The organism is Halomonas sp. BC04 (assembly GCF_000568385.1).
Window position 1 is genome coordinate 12,380 of record NZ_AZQX01000066.1, and the last position, 17,468, is coordinate 29,847.

The window sequence follows — 17,468 nt, forward strand, 5'->3', positions numbered from 1 at the left end:
AGATAGCAGGAGCTTCGTGAGCAACTCCCTCAACGCCTTCAGCCGACGCATCGGCCACACCTTCGGGGATCACACCCTGTTGGAGCTGGCCATGACCCATCGCAGCTTCGGCGGGCAGAACAACGAACGACTCGAGTTCCTCGGTGACTCCATCGTCAACTTCGTGATCGCCGAAGCGCTCTACCAACGCTTCCCCCAGGCACGGGAAGGCCAGCTGTCACGACTGCGTGCCCGGCTGGTGCGTGGCCAGACACTGGCCGAGCTGGCGAGAGAGATGTCCTTCGGCGAGTGCCTGCGCCTCGGCTCTGGCGAAATGAAGAGCGGCGGCCACCGCCGTGATTCCATACTCGCCGATGCCGTCGAGGCGGTGCTCGGCGCCATCTACCTTGACGCCGGAATGGATGTGGCGAGAACCCGTGTCCTGGCCTGGTACGCCGAGCGCCTGGAAGCCATCGACCTGCAGGATACCCAGAAGGACCCCAAGACCCGACTCCAGGAGTTCCTCCAGTCGCGACAGGTGCCCCTGCCTCGCTATGAGGTGGTGTCGGTGGAAGGGGAGGCGCATGACCAGACCTTTACCGTGGAGTGTCACATCGGACTGCTGGATGAGCACACCCTCGGCATAGGGGCCAGTCGGCGGCATGCCGAACAGCAAGCGGCTGAGATGGCGCTTTCCAAGCTCGAGACCCTAGGAGGGCGTAGCAAATGAGCCAGACGTGCGGCTTTGTCGCCATCGTGGGGCGTCCCAATGTGGGCAAGTCCACCTTGATGAACCGAATTCTCGGCCAGAAGATATCGATCACTTCGCGGCGTCCACAGACCACGCGTCACCAGGTCATGGGTATCAAGACGGAAGGTGAGGCACAGTTCATCTACGTCGATACGCCGGGCATTCATATCATGGCGAAGGATCGCAACAAGGCGATCAACCGTTTCATGAACCAGGCTGCGACCCAGGCTCTGCGTGATGTGGACTGTGTGGTCTTCATCATCGACCGTACCCGCTGGAGCGACGAGGACCAGGTCGTGCTCCAGCGTCTCGAGCATGTTCAGGCCCCGGTGATCCTGGCTGTCAACAAGGTCGATCGGCTCGAGGACAAGAGCACCTTGCTGCCATGGCTTGGCGAGGTGGGGGCTCGGCGAGAGTTCGCCGCCATCATTCCCATTTCGGCCAAGCACGGCACCAATGTGCCGGAGCTCGAAGCCGAGGTGGCCAAGCACCTTTCCGAAGGCGTCCACCACTTTCCCGAGGACCAGGTCACCAACAAGAGCCAGCGCTTTCTTGCCGCCGAACTGGTGCGGGAAAAGATCATGCGCCAGCTGGGCGACGAGTTGCCCTACCAGGTGACAGTGGAGATAGAAGAGTTTCGCGACGAAGGTCGCGTGGTGCATATCAGCGCCCTGATCCTGGTGGAGCGTTCGGGACAGAAGAAGATTCTGATCGGCGAGAACGGTGAGCGCATCAAGAACATCGGTCGCGAGGCACGCCTGGACATGGAGCGTGCCCTCGACGCCAAGGTGATGCTCAACCTCTGGGTCAAGGTGAAGCGGGGCTGGTCCGATGATGAGCGGGCCTTGAAGAGCCTTGGCTACAACCTCGACTGATGGCGACCCACGGTCTGCGCTCGGCGAGGCCGGTGTGTCTGTCAATGTGTCTGCCGGATGCCTGACATGCAGCCACAGCCAGCCTTCCTCCTGCACAAGCGTCCCTATCGTGAAACCAGTGCCTGGTCGAGTTGCTGACCCTCGAGCACGGCCGCGTGCGGGCGGTGGCCCAGGGAGTGCAGCGCCCGGGGTCGCGCTCGCGTGGTCGGCTTCAACCCTTCACCCCGCTACACCTGACCTGGGTAGGGAATGGAGAGCTCAAGCGACTGCGGCTGATGGAAAGCCGTGGCTCGACGGCACTGTTGGTGGGCGAAGGGCTGCTCTGCGGGCTCTATGCCAACGAACTCTTGACCCGCACCCTACCGGTGGAGCTGCCGGTAGCCGATGTATTTGCCTTCTATGGGGCGCTGCTCGAGGCGTTGCCACGCCCAGAGGGGCGTGCCGGGGCACTGCGCCGCCTCGAGGTCGCCCTGCTCGAGGCCCTGGATGCGGCCCCGCGCTTTACCGAGCCCGATGGGCGCGAACTCGATCCCCACTGCCACTACCGTTTCGATCTTGCCACGCGCGCCTTCGTCCCCGGCGAGCCCGGTATCGACGGCCGAACCCTGAGGCTGCTTGCCGGCGGCGACTGGACCAAGCCCGGCCTTGCCGGCCCCGCCAAAGCCATCACCCGCGCCGCACTGGCGCCCCTGCTGGGCGCGAGGCCACTGCGATCACGCGAGTTGATGCGCCAGCTTGCCCAGCGGCGCCGCACCGGCCCACACTGACCCCCGTTCTATCGGCTTTGGAGAGAGATCATGCATCCCCCCCGTATCCTGCTCGGCGTCAATATCGATCATATCGCCACCCTGCGCCAGGCTCGCGGTACCCGCTATCCTGACCCGGTTCAGGCGGCACTGCAGGCCGAGGAGGCCGGTGCCGACGGTATCACCGTGCACCTGCGCGAGGATCGGCGGCATATACAACCCCGCGATGTGCGCCTGCTGGCCGAGGTGCTCAATACGCGCATGAATCTGGAGATGGCGGTCACCGAAGAAATGCTCGCCCTGGCCGAGGAGATACGCCCGGCCCATGTCTGCCTGGTGCCCGAGAAGCGTGAAGAGCTGACCACAGAAGGCGGGCTCGACGTGGTTGGCGGTTTTCCGGCCATTGCCGAAGCGTGTCGTCGGCTGGGGGCGGCAGGCTGCGAGGTCTCGCTGTTCATCGATCCCGAGCCCGGCCAGATCGAGGCCGCGGTGAAGGCCGGGGCGCCGGTCATCGAGCTGCACACGGGGACCTATGCCGAGCTGGCCGGTGGCGCGGCTCGCCGAGAGCATGCCCGGCTGTCCGCGGCGGTGGAGATGGCACTCGATCTCGGACTGGTGGTCAATGCCGGCCACGGACTGAACTATCATAATGTCGAGGCCATCGCCGCGATTCCCGGCCTGCATGAGCTCAATATCGGCCATGCCATCATTGCCCGTGCCCTTTTCGTGGGCCTCAAGGAGGCCGTGGTCGACATGAAGCGTCTGATCATCGCCGGCCAGGAGGCAGGCTTCGTGGCCTCGCTGGAAGAGCACGACCATCATCACGACGACCCGGACGACAGCGAAGCCGGATAACTATACCGGGCGACACATCGCTTCACTTGCCCTTGAGCGAGGAGGCCTCGCTGACATCGGTGTTGGTTGCGCTGGAAGGCTGATTCTGCTGCTGGGCATGCCAGGCTCGTAGACGGTCCATGGCCCGGAACAGGTCGTCGATCAACGGCTCGACATCGGTCATGCCCTTCGAGCGCAGCCGGGTCTCCAGCGTTTCCGCCACCAGCGCCAGCTCCGGCGCCCCGCAGTAGCGACAGGCACCGTTCAGGGCGTGCACGGTGTCCAGCAGGGCCTCAGAGTCATCGGTGGAAAGGGCCGCCTGTAGCTCCCTGGCACTGGCGGGGAGTGAAACGGCAAGCTCCTGCAGGAGTTCCAGGGCGAGGGATTCGCTGCCATTGGCCAGGCGGGTGCCAAGCACCAGGTCAACGACGGCCAACTCCTCGCTCTGCTCCTGCCGCTCCGTGGCTTCCGGCGCCATCTGTCTGGGAGGTGCGGTAATGCGCAGGTGGCGCTGCAGGATGAGTTCAAGGGCATGGCTATCCACCGGTTTGATCAGGACCTCCTGAAGGCCGCTGTCCAGCAACTGCTGCCGATCATCCTCCAGGGCGTGTGCCGTCACGGCAACCACCGGGCAGTGTGACCAGGAGCCGCCCAGCTGGCGCAGGGCCTGCGTCGTCTCGACCCCGTCCATTCCCGGCATGCGAATATCCATCAGCACCAGATCGAACCGCTCGCTTTCGGCCAGGGCCAGCGCCTCTTCACCGCTTCCCGCTTCCTCGATCCACAGGCCAGGCCGCTGCAGCATGTCCTTCAGCAGGCGTCGGTTGCTGGCGTTGTCGTCCACGACCAGCAGGCGATTCAGGTTGGGTGCCACCACCACCTCGCCACGCAGCGAACCACAGCGCCGCAGCCCTTCGGCCAGTGCCTGGCGCGAGATGGGCTTGCACAGAATCTCTCCGCCACGGGGAAGCGTGAGCTTCGGTAATTCCAGTGGTGTGGCGTTGACCAGCAGCAGAACCGGGCAGGGGCAAGCGTCCAGCCAGCTCTGCCACTCCTCCAGTACGGCATCGGACAGTACGGTGGGCAATCCGGCCACCATGAGCGCGGGTGTTGGCGCCTGCACCGTGGGGTGTGGCACTTCGACCACCTGTGCCCCCCAGCGGGTGAGGAGATGACTGAGCGCGTGGCGGGTGGGGGCGTGAGGCTCATACAGGGCGATGCGTTCGCCGTCGAGTATTCGTTCCGGTAACGTCTCCATGCCACCGATGATGTCCAGCGGCAGGCTGAAGGCGAAGATCGAGCCCTTGGTCGGCTCGCTCTCGACGGTGATTCGCCCCCCCATCTGCTCCACCAGCTGCCGGCTGATGGCCAGGCCCAGCCCCGAGCCGCCATACTGGCGGGAGTGGCCTGCCGTTGCCTGGCGGAATGCCTGGAACAGGTCGTGCTGCTCCTGGGGTGTCAGCCCGATGCCGGTGTCGCTGATGCTGACACGCAACAGCACCTGACCCTTGTTCGACTGGTCCTCGACCATGACGCGCACGATGACTTCACCCTGTTCGGTGAACTTCAGGGCGTTGTGTACCAGGTTGATCAGTACCTGGCGGATGCGCAGCGGGTCGCCGCGAAGCGGTGAGGGAACGTCGTCATAGACCAGGCCCAGAAGGTGAAGTCCCTTCTGGTGGGCCAGCGGTGCCTGAAGCCCCAGCGCCTCGTCCACCAGTGACACCATATCCACCTCTGCACGGTCGAGTTCGAGGCGCCCGGCTTCGATACGCGAGAAATCCAGTACGTCATTGACCAGGGCCAGCAGGTTGTCGCAAGCCACCTGGACCTGGTCGAGCCATTCACGCTGCCGGGGCTCGAGGCGCGAGCGGCCCAGCAGGCGGCAGAAGCCGACGATACCGTTGAGTGGCGTGCGAATCTCGTGGCTCATGCTGGCCAGGAACTCCGACTTGACCCGGTTGGCCTCCAGGGCGCGGCGGTGGGCCAGGTCAAGTTCGATGTTCTTGATTTCGATGGTTTCCATCGACTCCTGCAGGTCGGCGGTCGTCTGTTCGATCTGGCGCTGCATGTTGTCCCGGGAGTGATCGAGCTCATCCCCCAGGGCATTGACCTGCTGGGCGAGTTGGCGCAGCTCCGGGGGGCCATCTTCGGCGAGCCGAGTGTGCAGGTCGCCGCCGCGCAGGCGCCGCAGCGCCTCGGTGGCAGCGTTAAGGTTGCTATCCAGGCGACGTCCCAGCGAGGAGGCCAGCACGAACAGCAGCAGTCCGAGTATGAGTAGCCCCAGGCCGGCGCTGGCCAGGCGACGGTAGTGGTCCAGGGTCAGTGCGCGTGAATCGATGTCGATCTCGAGCCAGGCAACGCCTTGAACGACACCGTTACCCTCGGGCAGGTCAAGGGGGACCAGCAATCGCCACAGATCCCCCCGGGTATCGAGCTGGGTCTCCTGGGGTGGTGCCATGGCGACCTGGGCACGGCTGCGGCCCAGCTCCAGCATCGTCATGCCGGCTTCGGTATAGACGCCGACGCCACGGGCCTCCTCGATATCGAGCAGGCGATGGGCCAGGCTGTCCAGCTGCGCCTCTTCATTGGCCGTGATGGCCTGGGCGAGCGTCGGTGCCTGCAGTTCTGCCGCGGTGGCCAGGCGATCGCGCAGTGCTGACTTTCGCCATTCCGTTTCCTGGTACAGGCCAAGCGTTACCACGGCCATCGACACCAGCAGGGGGAGGCACAGTAACCAGAGCGTCAAGCGGTTTCCGAGCGACATCGGTAATCCTTTATCACGGTAAATCTCGTTGCAGTATGCCACAGCTGGCCGGGATGCCTGTCCAGTGAGAGGCGGCACGGATATAATGATGAAAAGACGTTTCCATAAGGACGGTTACATGCATTTTCCTACCATCGAGGACGTCGTCGGCAATACGCCGCTGGTGCGGCTCACGCGGATCACGGCGGGCCGTAACAACACCTTGCTGGCCAAGCTTGAGGGCAACAACCCCGCCGGCTCGGTGAAGGACCGCCCGGCGTTGTCGATGCTCTCTCAGGCGGAGGCACGCGGCGAAATCACCCCGGGAGACACTTTCGTCGAGGCAACCTCGGGCAACACCGGTATCGCGCTGGCCATGGCGGCGGCCATCAAGGGCTACAGGATGGTGCTGATCATGCCGGAGAGTGCCTCCAGCGAGCGCAAGCAGGCCATGGCGGCCTTCGGCGCCGAGTTGATTACCGTCAGCAAGGAGGGCGGCATGGAAGCGGCGCGTGACCTGGCCGAGGCGATGATCGCCCGGGGCGAGGGCAAGCCGCTCAACCAGTTCGCCAATGCCGACAACCCGCTGGCGCATTATCTCGGTACCGGTCCTGAACTCTGGGAGCAGACCGGCGGCACGATCACCCATTTTGTCAGCTCCATGGGGACGACGGGAACCATCATGGGGGTATCGCGCTATCTGAAGGAGCGCAACCCCGCTATCCAGATCATAGGCCTGCAGCCGGAGGATGGCGCCAGTATTGCCGGGATCCGGCGCTGGCCCAAGGAGTACCTGCCGAGCATTTTCGATGCCTCCCGGGTCGATCGGGTGCTCGATATCGGCCAGCATGAGGCCGAGGAGCACATGCGGCGGCTGGCCAGGGAGGAAGGCATCCTGGCCGGTGTTTCCTCCGGCGGCGCCTGGCGGGTGCGCTGCGTATCGCTGCGGAGGTCGAGAACGCGGTGATCGCCTTCATCGTCTGCGATCGTGGCGACCGCTATCTCTCCACCGGCCTGTTTGCCCCGGAAGCTTGACGTGGCGATGCTTGGCAAGCGCCGGCCGCCGCGTCAACGCTCGGGTGTCTCCGGCCTCCAGGGGCGGGCCAGCGAGCCATCCGTACGGACCACCACCACCGACGCCGAAGTGACGGCAGTCACGGTTCAGCGCCTGGCCCACGATGGTCGCGGTGTAGCGCGCTCGGCCAGCGGCAAGACCCTGTTCATCGAGGGTGCGCTGCCCGGGGAGCGGCTCGAGGTGGCGGTCCATCGTGCCCGCAAGCGGTTCGATGAGGCCCATGTCCGCGAACTCCTCGAGGCCTCTCCCGAGCGTGTCGACCCTCCCTGTCCCCACTATGCCCAGTGCGGCGGCTGCGACCTCCAGCATCTTTCCGTGGCGGCCCAGCGCCGACACAAGCAGGCGGTACTGGTCGACCTGCTGGCCCGGGAGGGGATATCGCTTCCGACGCCGCCGGCTCTGCTGGCAGACGCTGTAGCCGGCTATCGACGCCGTGCCCGGCTGGGGGTGAAGGTCGATGCACAGGGCCGGGTCCACCTGGGCTTTCGCGTCCACCATGGCAGCCGCCTGGTCGATGTGGAGAGCTGCCTGGTGCTGGTACCCGCCCTGGAGGTGTTGCTGGTACCGCTGCGCGACTTGCTGGCCCGTCTGGACGCACCGCGCCAGGTCGGCCATCTGGAGCTGGTCGCCGCCGATGATTCGGCCGTCGTGGTGGTTCGTCAGTTGCGTGACAATCAGGCCGACCGCCAGCGTTGGCAGGCGTTTTCCCATGAGCAGGGGGTGGCCGTGGGACACCTGGGGGGGCGTGATGCTCCTGTATTCGAGTGGCTTTGCGCCCCGCCCGACTTGGCCTATCGTCTGCCCGGCCGCGATGCAGATCTCAAGCTGTGCTTCGGTCCCGGCGACTTCCTGCAGGTCAACGAGGCGGTCAATGCGCAACTGGTGGCGACGACACGGGAATGGCTGGCTCCCATGGCTGGCGAGCGGGTGCTCGACCTCTACGCTGGTGTCGGCAACTTCAGCCTGCCGTTGGCGGCCGACGGCGCCACTGTCACTGCGGTGGAGGGCAACCCGGCCATGGTCGAGCGGTTGGTCGACAACGCCAGGAGCAACGGGCTGGCGGTTGACGCCCGGCAGGCAGACCTGATCCGCGAGGAGGCGGTCGTCGCACTGTTGAAGGGCATCGAGCCCGATGCCGTTGTGCTCGATCCGCCCCGTGATGGTGCGGCACCGGCCTGCCGTGCCCTGGTGGAACGTCCCGTGGCCCGGCTGGTCTATGTGGCCTGTGACCCCGCCACCCTGGCCCGGGATGCGGCACGACTCGTGCATGGTGGTTATCGCATCACCCGGGCGGCGGTAGCCGACATGTTCGTGCATACCTCGCATCTGGAATCCATCCTGCTGTTCGAGCACTGCGAACGGCAGCCACCATCGCAAGGAGCCTAGAGAGATGGTGAAAGTGCGCGATGACCAGCCATTGACCGATGCGGGCGAAGTCGACATCGGCCACTGGCTTGCGCGGCTGCAGGAAGACACCAAGCTGCGTGACCCCGCCGAGATGCGGGAGGCCTGCGAGCTTGCCCAGCGTCTGGCCCACCAGGCGGAGCGACCCCACAAGTCATGGTTGCCCGAGGCTTCCAGTTTCCGGATGGGCCTCGAGATGGCCGATATCCTCGGCCTGCTCAAGCTGGACCAGCCGGCGCTGGAGGCCGCCGTACTCTATCGAGCCGTGCGTGAAGGGCAGATCGCCGTCGAGGGTGTGACCAAGCGCTTCGGCAGCGAGGTGTCGGGCCTGATCGAGGGCGTGCTGCAGATGGCCGCCATCAGCAATGCCCAGACCCCTAGCCAGGGCATGGTGCAGCACAACCAGCAGGACAACCTGCGCAAGATGCTGGTCAACATGATCGACGACGTTCGGGTGGCGCTGATCAAGATCGCCGAGCGGACCTGTGCCCTGCGTCAGGCCAAGGACGCCCCGCGGGAGAAACGCCTGCAGGTGGCCCGCGAGGTGTTCGACATCTACGCCCCACTGGCCCATCGGCTGGGCATCGGCCAGGTCAAGTGGGAGCTGGAGGATCTCTCCTTCCGCTATCTGCATGAGGATGACTACAAGACCATTGCCCGGCAGCTGGCCGAAAAGCGCCTGGATCGCGACCGCTATATCCATGAGGTGGTCGAGACGCTGCAGGGAATGCTGGAGGCCCAGGGCATCGCTCCCTGTGAAGTGAGCGGTCGCGCCAAGCATATCTATTCGATCTGGCGGAAGATGAAGCGCAAGCGCATCGACTTCTCCCAGGTCAACGATGTGCGTGCAGTGCGTATTCTGGTGCCGGAGGTGGCAGACTGCTACACCGTGCTGGGCCTGGTGCACTCCCGCTGGCGGCATGTGCCCAACGAGTTCGACGACTATATCGCCAACCCCAAGAAGAACGGCTATCAGTCGCTGCATACCGCGGTGTTCGGCCCCGAGAGCAAGGTGCTCGAGATCCAGATCCGCACCTTCGCCATGCATGACGAAGCCGAGCTGGGGGTCTGCGCCCACTGGCGCTACAAGGGGCACGATACCGGCGGCAAGAGCTCCAGCTACGAGGAGAAGATCGCCTGGTTGCGCCAGGTACTCGAATGGCAGGAGGAGGTGGGCGACTTCAGCGACCTGCGCGAAGGCCTATCCAGCGACGTGGCGCCGGATCGCATCTATGTCTTCACGCCCGACGGCCACGTCATCGACCTGCCGCGGATTGCCACTCCCATCGACTTCGCCTACCGGGTGCATACCGAAGTCGGCCACCGCTGCCGTGGGGCCAAGGTCGACGGGCGTATCGTGCCGCTCACCTACAAGCTCAAGACCGGCCAGCAGGTGGAAATACTCACTGCCAGCAAGGGTGGGCCGAGTCGCGACTGGCTCAATCCCAGCCTGGGGTATGTGCGAACCTCCCGGGCGCGGGCCAAGATCCAGGCCTGGTTCAAGCATCAGGCCCGCGACCAGAACCTCGAAGAGGGCAAGGCGCTGTTCGAGCGTGAAATGAAGCGCCTGGACGTCGAGGGCATGGATCTCGACACCCTGGCACGCAAGGTCAACTACACCACCCCCGACGACATGTACGCTGCGCTGGGGGCCGGCGACCTGCGTGTCGGCCAGGTGCTGCACCAGGCCCAGCAGCTGTTTGGCGAGACCGACGACCAGGAGCAGCTGGACCGCCTGCTGGCCAAGCCGCGGCGCGATGCCGGCAAGGGCGGCAGCAGCGATATCACGGTGCTGGGGGTGGGCAACCTCAAGACCAGCATGGCCAACTGCTGCCATCCGGTGCCCGGCGAGCCCATCGTTGGCTTCATCACCCAGGGGCGCGGCGTCACCGTTCACCGGCAGGACTGCCCCAATATCCTGCAGCTGCGCGTCGACGAGCCCCAGCGCGTCATCGAGGTGGAGTGGGGCGAGCGGGCGCGCACCCAGTATCCAGTGGATATCGAGGTCCAGGCCTGGGATCGCTCCGGTCTGCTGCGCGACGTGACCGGCATCCTCAGCCATGACAAGGTCAACGTCCTCTCGGTCAATACGCTCACCGACACCCGTGACGGCATCGCCCGGATGCGAATCACCGTGGAAGTCGATGGGCTCGAGACCCTGGGTCGGCTCTTTTCCCGTATCCAGCAGCTCTCCAACGTCATCGAGGTGCAGCGCCTGCGAAGCGGTGCCAAGGGATCGAAGCGGCCGGGGGCAAAACACAAGGGGAAGAAGCCATGAGCGCGAGCCGCTACGGCATCGATGACCTGCTCAGGCTGATGGCAGTGCTGCGTGATCCGGTCGAAGGCTGTCCCTGGGACATCCAGCAGGACTGGGACTCCATCGTGCCCCACACCCTGGAAGAGGCCTACGAGGTCGCCGACGCCATCGAGCGACGCGCCTTCGACGAGCTTCCCGGTGAGCTCGGCGACCTGCTGTTCCAGGTGATCTACTACAGCCGCTTCGGCGAGGAGCAGGGGCGCTTCGACTTCCACGACGTGGTGCATACGCTCACCGACAAGATGCTGCGCCGCCACCCCCACGTCTTTCCCGAGGGCACCCTGGCCTCGCGTCGCCCGCCCGGCGTCAGCGCCGAGCAGGTCGAGACGCATTTGGTCAACAGCCGCTGGGAAAGCCTCAAGGCCGAGGAGCGGGCCGAACGTACCTCCGATGGCTCAGCGGCTTCGGTATTGGATGACGTGCCGCGGACCCTGCCGGCGCTGTCACGGGCGGCCAAGCTCTCCAAGCGCGCCGCCCGGGTGGGTTTCGACTGGCCCGATGCCCGTGGCGTGATCGCCAAGATCCGCGAGGAGCTCGAGGAAGTCGAGGAGGCGCTGGCCGAGAACGACACCGCCCATGCGGCCGAGGAGGTAGGCGACCTGCTGTTCGCCGTGACCAATCTGGCGCGCACCCTCAAGGCCGACCCCGAGCGCTGCCTGCGTGAGACCAATGCCAAGTTCGAGCGCCGCTTCCGCTACGTGGAAGCGGCGCTGAGCGCGCGGGGCGTGACCACGAGGGATGTCGACCTGGACACCATGGAACACTACTGGCAGCAGGCCAAACTGCACGACACCCCCATTTCCGAACCGCCTTCAGGAGACCGCCGGCCATGAGCGACGATCTGCACGAATCACTGCGTGACAACGTACGCATACTGGGCGACAGCCTGGGCCGGACCATTGCCGACGATCTCGGCGAGAGTTTCGTCGACCGGATCGAGACCATTCGCGGCTATGCCAAGAGTGGGCGTCAGGGCGATGTCCAGAGCAGTCGCGAACTCATCGAGTATCTGCGCAAGCTGCCCGACCGTGACCTGCTGCCGGTTACCCGGGCCTTCAACCAGTTCCTCAACCTGGCCAATATCGCCGAGCAGCACTATCGCGCCCGCTACCGCCGGGTGGAGGACTACCGGCCGGGCAGCCAGCCGATGCTCGGTGAGCTGCTGGCGCGGGCTAAGCAGGCCGGGCATGCCCCGCGCAAGCTGGTCGAGAGCCTCGCCACCATGCGCGTCGAGCTGGTGCTCACCGCGCACCCCACCGAGGTCATACGGCGCACCCTGATCCAGAAATACGACGCCATTGACGAGTGCCTGTCGATCATCGAATCCTCCAGCGACTACCCCGAGCGGGCCAGCCGTGCCCGGGGGCGACTCGAGGAACTGATCAGCCAGGCATGGCACACTGACGAGATCCGTCATGAGCGACCGACTCCGGTGGACGAGGCCAAGTGGGGGTTTGCTGTCATCGAGAACTCGCTGTGGCAGGCCGTGCCCGCCTTCCACCGCGACCTGGACACGCTGCTGCTGGAGACCGCCGGCGAGCGCCTGCCGCTGGATGCGGCGCCCATCGTCTTCGCCTCCTGGATGGGTGGGGATCGCGACGGCAACCCCAACGTCACCTCGCGGGTCACCCGCGAGGTGCTGCTGCTGGGGCGCTGGATGGCGGCGGACCTTTACCTGCGCGACCTGGAGCAGCTCAAGGCCGAGCTCTCCATGTGGAAATCCAACAGCGCGCTGCGCGCCGAAGTGGGGGGCGTGGCCGAGCCTTACCGCGAGCTGATCAAGCGCCTGCTGCAGCGGATGGAGGCGACCCGGGACTGGGCCAAGGCGGAGCTCGATGGCCGTAGCTTCGAGGGAGGCCCCATCATCGAGAGCAGCGACCAGCTCTATGCACCGCTGCTCACCTGCTATCGCTCGTTGTGCGACGTCGGCCTGGATACCATTGCCAACGGCGCGCTGCTGGATACGCTTCGCCGCGTCGCCATCTTCGGCGTTACCCTGACCAAGCTGGATATTCGCCAGGAGGCGAGCCGCCACGCCCTGGTGATGGAGGAGCTCACCGGAACCCTGGAGCTGGGCCACTACCGCGACTGGAGCGAAGAGCAGCGCCAGGCTTTCCTGCTGGCTGAGCTGGAGTCGCGCCGCCCCCTGATTCCGCGACGCTGGGAGTGTTCGACGGAGACGCGGGAAGTACTCGACACCTTTCGGGTCATTGCCAACGAGCAGTCCGAGGCATTGGGCACCTACATCATATCCATGGCGGCGCAGCCTCGGATGTGTTGACCGTGGCGCTGTTGATGAAGGAGGTGGGGGGCGAAGTGTCCCTGCCCATCGCACCGCTGTTCGAGACGCTGGATGATCTCAATCGTGCCGGGGATGTCGTCGACCGCCTGCTGGCGCTGCCGGGCTATCGGGCGCTTGCCGGCACGACACAGGAGGTCATGATCGGTTACTCGGACTCGGCCAAGGATGCCGGTCAACTGGCGGCGGCCTGGGCCCAGTATCGCGCCCAGGAGCGGTTGGTCGAAGTGTGTCGCACCCACGGGGTCTCCCTCACGCTGTTCCATGGCCGCGGCGGTGCCGTCGGTCGTGGCGGCGGTCCGGCGCATGCTGCCATCCTTTCCCAGCCGCCGGGCTCGGTGAACGGCAGTCTTCGCGTCACCGAGCAGGGGGAGATGATTCGCTTCAAGTTCGGCCAGCCCGACATTGCCCTGCGCTCCATGGAGATCTATGCCTGTGCGGTGCTCGAAGCGACCCTGTTGCCGCCGCCGTCGCCAGAGCCTCACTGGCGCGAGGAGATGGACCGCCTGGCCGCTATCGCCCACCGGGGCTATGTCAGCGTAGTGCGTGAGAATCCCGATTTCGTACCCTACTTCCGGGCGGTGACGCCGGAAGGCGCGCTGGGCCGGCTGCCGCTGGGATCCCGCCCCACCAAGCGGCGCCAGGATGGTGGCGTGGAAACCCTGCGTGCGATCCCCTGGATATTCGCCTGGACCCAGATCCGTCTGATGCTCCCGGCATGGCTGGGCAGCGGTGAGGCGTTCTGTACCCGCCTCGAGGAGGAGGGTGGCCTGGAGACGCTGCGCGAGATGCGCGAACATTGGCCCTTCTTCGGCACCTACCTGGACATGCTCGAGATGCTGCTGGCCAAGGCAGATGTAGCCATTGCGAGCTACTACGAGAGACGCCTGGTGGATGAGCCGGCGCTGAAGGCACTGGGAGAGGATCTCAGGGAGCGCTTCACCCGCCTGCACGAGGTGCTGTTGACCATTCTCGATCAGGAGGAGCTGCTGGAGCAGACACCGCTGATTCGCCAGGCCATTGCCGTGCGCAACCCTTATATCGACCCCTTGCATGGCCTGCAGGCAGAGCTGCTGCAACGAAACCGCGATGCCGATGGAGCCATCAGTGGCGAACTTACCCGCGCCTTGATGGTCACCATGGCGGGGATCGCCGCAGGGCTGCGAAATACCGGCTGATCCGTCTCGGCTTCATCAGAAACCACATCGCCCGGCCAATAGGCCGGGCGATGTCATTGGGTCTCGTACCAAAAGCTAGAAATAGAAAGCCTAGAAAGGATAGTGGATCGAGGCCGTGATCAGATTCATGTGGGCCATGCTGGGGGCATCGAACTCCTCGAACTCCAGGCGGCTGATCAGGCGATTATGCTGGAGACGGGCACCAAAGCCCTGGACTCGCGTAGTGCCGGCGGTAGCGAACAGCATTTCGTCGCTGCGTGTCACCGGGTCGCCCTCCCATTCGGTGAAACCGGACTTGGCATAGAGCCCCAGCTGCCCGAGGCGTACACCGGCCACCAGGCTGCCGCCCAGGCTGGTCGTGTTGAGGATCATGGGCTGGTCGCCGAACTGGGTCGGCACTTCATCACTCTCGCGGTAGCTGAGCTCGGCGCCCAGGTCGAGCCGCGGCATGTTCAGCGGTGAGAAGCCAGCGGTAAGGCGGAAGCCGGAGGTGTAGCCATCCGGTGTCTCCAGGCCACGGCCCTCCAGCACCACGCCGTTATCGAGATACATGAGGTCGCTGGATTTGCCGGCATAGGAGGGTGCTCCGTCAGCCGCCACGAGCGGTGACGCGATAAAAAACAGCTTGGCTACCAGCACGGCGGCTATTGGTAAACCCGGTTTCATGATCCCTGACCTTGGGCAGGCGGCCTCGACCCTTGCTCTCTTCAACGCTGGCTCTTTGCTGGGCCCCTGCTCCAATAGAAATAGAGTTAGCCCTTACAGGCTAGCAGGGGTTGTTGCATTCCGCCAAACGGGCGCTCAACGATGATCAGGGCCCGGCGAGGGCGGCGTCGAGCGCCACAAGGCAGGGGGACGCTATGCCATGGTGCCTGGCAGCTGACAATAGCGGCCCGAGGATGGCTGCTCGCTCGGTGGGGCGGCCGGCCAGGACGTCCTGCAGCATGGAGGCGCGGTTATTGGCAGTGCCCGCCACCACCTGCCATACCAGCCCATGCCAGCCCGCCTCTGGGTCGGGGATCGCCTCGGCTGCCATGATGGCGGTGACCTCTTCGATGACCTGAGTCACCATCGGCTGGAAGGGGCGGTCACGCAGCTGGCCGTTACGAATGCGGTATCGGGCCGTCAGCGGGTTGATGGCGGCATTGATGGCCAGCTTGTGCCAAAGCCGAGTGCGGATATCGGCCACTGCGCTGGCCTGAAGGCCCGTGTCGGTGAGAGTTGCGGCTAGGGCCCGGCAAAGCTCGGGGTAACGGTTGTCGAGATCACCGAGATAGGTAAGACCATGGCCCGCATGTACCACCCCGGTATCGCCGGCGAGCCAGGCCCCTTCGGTGGTGGAGGCACAGAGCACCGGCCCGGTGTGACGCAGGCTCAGCGTGGGCTGAACCTCAAAGCCGTTCTGCCACAGCACCAGCGGGGTCGCCGGTGGCAGTTGGGCGGCTACGCTGTCATAGGCGGCCTCGGTGGCGTAGGCCTTGGTGGTCAGGTGCAGAAAGGCGGGTGCCAGTGGCGGTAGCCGACGGCTATCGGCCATGGTCAGGCGGCGTGTTCTCCGCTCGCCCTCCGGCGTGGTCAGGGTCTGCTCGGCGGGCAGCGCCCTGCGGCCGGCCAGTACCACCGGCTGAGTGTCGGCCAGCTGGAGAGCCAGCAGGCGACCCAGGGCGCCAGGGCCCACGATCAGGTGTGAAGCGGTCGACATGATTGGCCTGATTAACCCGATAAGTTCAGCGGTTGGCTGCCGAACAGACTATTTTGCTACGACTATGGTTCAATATGACGAACGGGCTGTGATTGTACAAGCACCGTCTATCCCGGGGCGCCTTCGACGGGTGGCTGTTTCCCGATACCCAGCAGAAACAGGAGTGACCCCTATGTCTACCAACCAGATCATCGGTCTTGCCCTTCTCGTGGCCGGTGCCATTTTGCTCTATTTCGGCTACCAATCCTCCCAGGGTATCGAGGATCAGCTGTACGAAACGTTCACCGGTCGGTTCACCGACTCCACAATCTGGTTGTTCATAGCCGGTGCCGTTGCCGCCGTCGCTGGTATCGGTTTGCTATTGCGCAAAGGCTGACCCGAGAACCTGGTGGGCTCCATCCATGCGAATCGGCCACTGTGATCGTGAACGCTCCGCTCAGCTGGTGCGCCGCTTTCGGGTGGGGGCTGCCCTGCTCCTGCTGCGACGGGGCTTGCCGCTGCTTTTTCCGCTGCTTCTGCCCCGGCGCGCTGAGACGGCCGGCCCAGCCTCGCCCTGGGCATCCGCCATGGCACTACGCAGCCGTCCGGCATCGGCTCTGGCCAGCAGCGCGTGCAGGTCGTCGATCAGCGATGCCATGAAGGGGGCGGGGTCGGCATCCTGCTCGGCGATGGCGCCCAGCCGCTGTTCCCATAGTGCGGTGCGTTCGGGGCGGGAAGCGGCCTCGGGTAGCGAAGCGATCAGTCCGTTGCCCAGTCGCGTGGCGCGCAACGCCTTGTTGCAACGGACCAGGTAGCCCCGCTCCAGCAGGGTCTCGATGATGCCGGCCCGGGTCGCTTCGGTTCCCAGGCCGTCGTGTTCGCGCAGGGTGCGTCGAACCGCCGGGTCGTCGACATAGCGGGCGATGTTCATCATTGCCTTGATCAAGCTGGCATCGGTAAAGGGCTCCGGGGGGCGGGTCTCCCGGTCCTCGACAGCGCAGTCCGTTACCCGGCAGGTTTCCCCTTCGATAAGCGGTGGCAGCGGCGGCGCTTCATCCCGGGTGGTGAACAGCGGCTTCCAGCCGGGCTGCAGCAGCACCTGGCCGCTGGCCCGGAAACGCTCCTCGAGAATCATGAACTCGGCCTTGACCTCGCGGGTCTCCAGGGCGGGGTAGAACTGCGCAAGCACATTGCGGGCAATCAGCCGGAAGACATCGGCCTCGGCCTTCTCCAGGCGCGATAGCTCCGCCGGCTTGCCGGTGGGCGCCAGGGCGTGGTGGGCGCCCACCTTCTTGTCGTTCCAGGCCTTGGAGCGCAGCGCAAAATTCGCCCCGGCCAACCACTGCTGGAGCGTGGCGTCACTGCCGCAGGCACTCTCCAGGGTACGCCGTGCCTGGGAGAGGTGATCCTCGGGCAGATAGCGACAGTCGGAGCGCGGATAGGTGATCAGCTTATGGCGCTCATAGAGTCGCTGGCAGATATCCAGCACCGCCTTGGCCGAGAGCCCGAAGCGGCGGGCGGCGTCCACCTGCAGTGCCGAGAGGGAATAGGGCAGCGGGGCGGCCTGGCGCTTGTGGCGGGCG

At 65.2% G+C, this 17,468-nt stretch carries 11 protein-coding genes and 3 pseudogenes; 10 read left to right on the forward strand and 4 right to left on the reverse strand.

Annotated features, from left to right (window positions below; genetic code table 11):
- Positions 1 to 16: 16 nt before the first annotated feature.
- The 4 genes and pseudogenes from rnc (at position 17) to pdxJ (ending at position 3,206) form a co-directional block, all read left to right on the forward strand.
- On the forward strand, positions 17 to 709 hold the full coding sequence (rnc, locus tag Q427_RS04975; RefSeq protein ID WP_043511582.1) for a ribonuclease III: 693 nt from the start codon (positions 17 to 19) through the stop codon (positions 707 to 709).
- A complete protein-coding gene (era, locus tag Q427_RS04980) occupies positions 706 to 1,605 on the forward strand; it encodes a GTPase Era (protein WP_043511583.1) in 900 nt (299 codons plus the stop codon). The genes rnc and era overlap by 4 nt, the downstream gene beginning before the upstream one ends.
- Positions 1,606 to 1,671: 66 nt before the next feature.
- Positions 1,672 to 2,372: pseudogene (gene recO / locus Q427_RS04985) on the forward strand (DNA repair protein RecO).
- A 30-nt stretch (positions 2,373 to 2,402) separates the two neighbouring features.
- Positions 2,403 to 3,206 carry a pyridoxine 5'-phosphate synthase gene (pdxJ, locus tag Q427_RS04990; protein WP_043511586.1) on the forward strand — a complete coding sequence of 268 codons (804 nt, stop codon included), beginning with the start codon at positions 2,403 to 2,405 and terminating at the stop codon, positions 3,204 to 3,206.
- A gap of 22 nt (positions 3,207 to 3,228) precedes the next feature.
- Here the strand turns inward: pdxJ and Q427_RS04995 are convergent, their stop codons facing one another.
- Entirely contained in the window at positions 3,229 to 5,952 is a 2,724-nt protein-coding gene (locus Q427_RS04995) for an ATP-binding protein (protein WP_043511588.1), read from the reverse strand.
- Between the two features lie 118 nt (positions 5,953 to 6,070).
- Here Q427_RS04995 and cysM point away from each other — a divergent pair.
- The 5 genes and pseudogenes from cysM (at position 6,071) to ppc (ending at position 14,204) form a co-directional block, all read left to right on the forward strand.
- Positions 6,071 to 6,966 (forward strand): annotated as a pseudogene (gene cysM / locus Q427_RS05000) (cysteine synthase CysM).
- Between the two features lies 1 nt (position 6,967).
- Positions 6,968 to 8,392 (forward strand): 23S rRNA (uracil(1939)-C(5))-methyltransferase, encoded by a 1,425-nt coding sequence (locus Q427_RS05005; RefSeq protein ID WP_043511590.1) that lies wholly within the window; start codon positions 6,968 to 6,970, stop codon positions 8,390 to 8,392.
- A 4-nt stretch (positions 8,393 to 8,396) separates the two neighbouring features.
- Positions 8,397 to 10,688: a GTP diphosphokinase gene (relA, locus tag Q427_RS05010; RefSeq protein WP_043511592.1), complete on the forward strand. Its 2,292-nt coding sequence runs from the start codon at positions 8,397 to 8,399 to the stop codon at positions 10,686 to 10,688.
- The gene (mazG, locus tag Q427_RS05015) at positions 10,685 to 11,560 is read left to right on the forward strand and encodes a nucleoside triphosphate pyrophosphohydrolase (RefSeq protein WP_043511595.1); all 876 of its coding nucleotides are present in this window, start codon (positions 10,685 to 10,687) and stop codon (positions 11,558 to 11,560) included. The genes relA and mazG overlap by 4 nt, the downstream gene beginning before the upstream one ends.
- Positions 11,557 to 14,204: pseudogene (gene ppc / locus Q427_RS05020) on the forward strand (phosphoenolpyruvate carboxylase). Before mazG ends, ppc begins: the two are co-directional and overlap by 4 nt.
- Positions 14,205 to 14,294: 90 nt before the next feature.
- Here ppc and Q427_RS05025 read toward each other — a convergent pair.
- Positions 14,295 to 14,870: a hypothetical protein gene (locus tag Q427_RS05025; RefSeq protein WP_043511597.1), complete on the reverse strand. Its 576-nt coding sequence runs from the start codon at positions 14,868 to 14,870 to the stop codon at positions 14,295 to 14,297.
- A 145-nt stretch (positions 14,871 to 15,015) separates the two neighbouring features.
- Positions 15,016 to 15,906, reverse strand: coding sequence for a ketopantoate reductase family protein (locus Q427_RS05030; protein ID WP_043511600.1), 891 nt, complete (start codon positions 15,904 to 15,906; stop codon positions 15,016 to 15,018).
- 172 nt (positions 15,907 to 16,078) lie between these two features.
- Between Q427_RS05030 and Q427_RS05035 the strand changes: the two genes are divergently transcribed.
- Positions 16,079 to 16,282 carry a DUF3185 family protein gene (locus Q427_RS05035; protein WP_043511602.1) on the forward strand — a complete coding sequence of 68 codons (204 nt, stop codon included), beginning with the start codon at positions 16,079 to 16,081 and terminating at the stop codon, positions 16,280 to 16,282.
- Positions 16,283 to 16,342: 60 nt separating this feature from the next.
- Here the strand turns inward: Q427_RS05035 and Q427_RS05040 are convergent.
- On the reverse strand, positions 16,343 to 17,468 hold a 1,126-nt coding region (locus Q427_RS05040; protein ID WP_043511603.1), incomplete at its 5' end, for a DNA topoisomerase.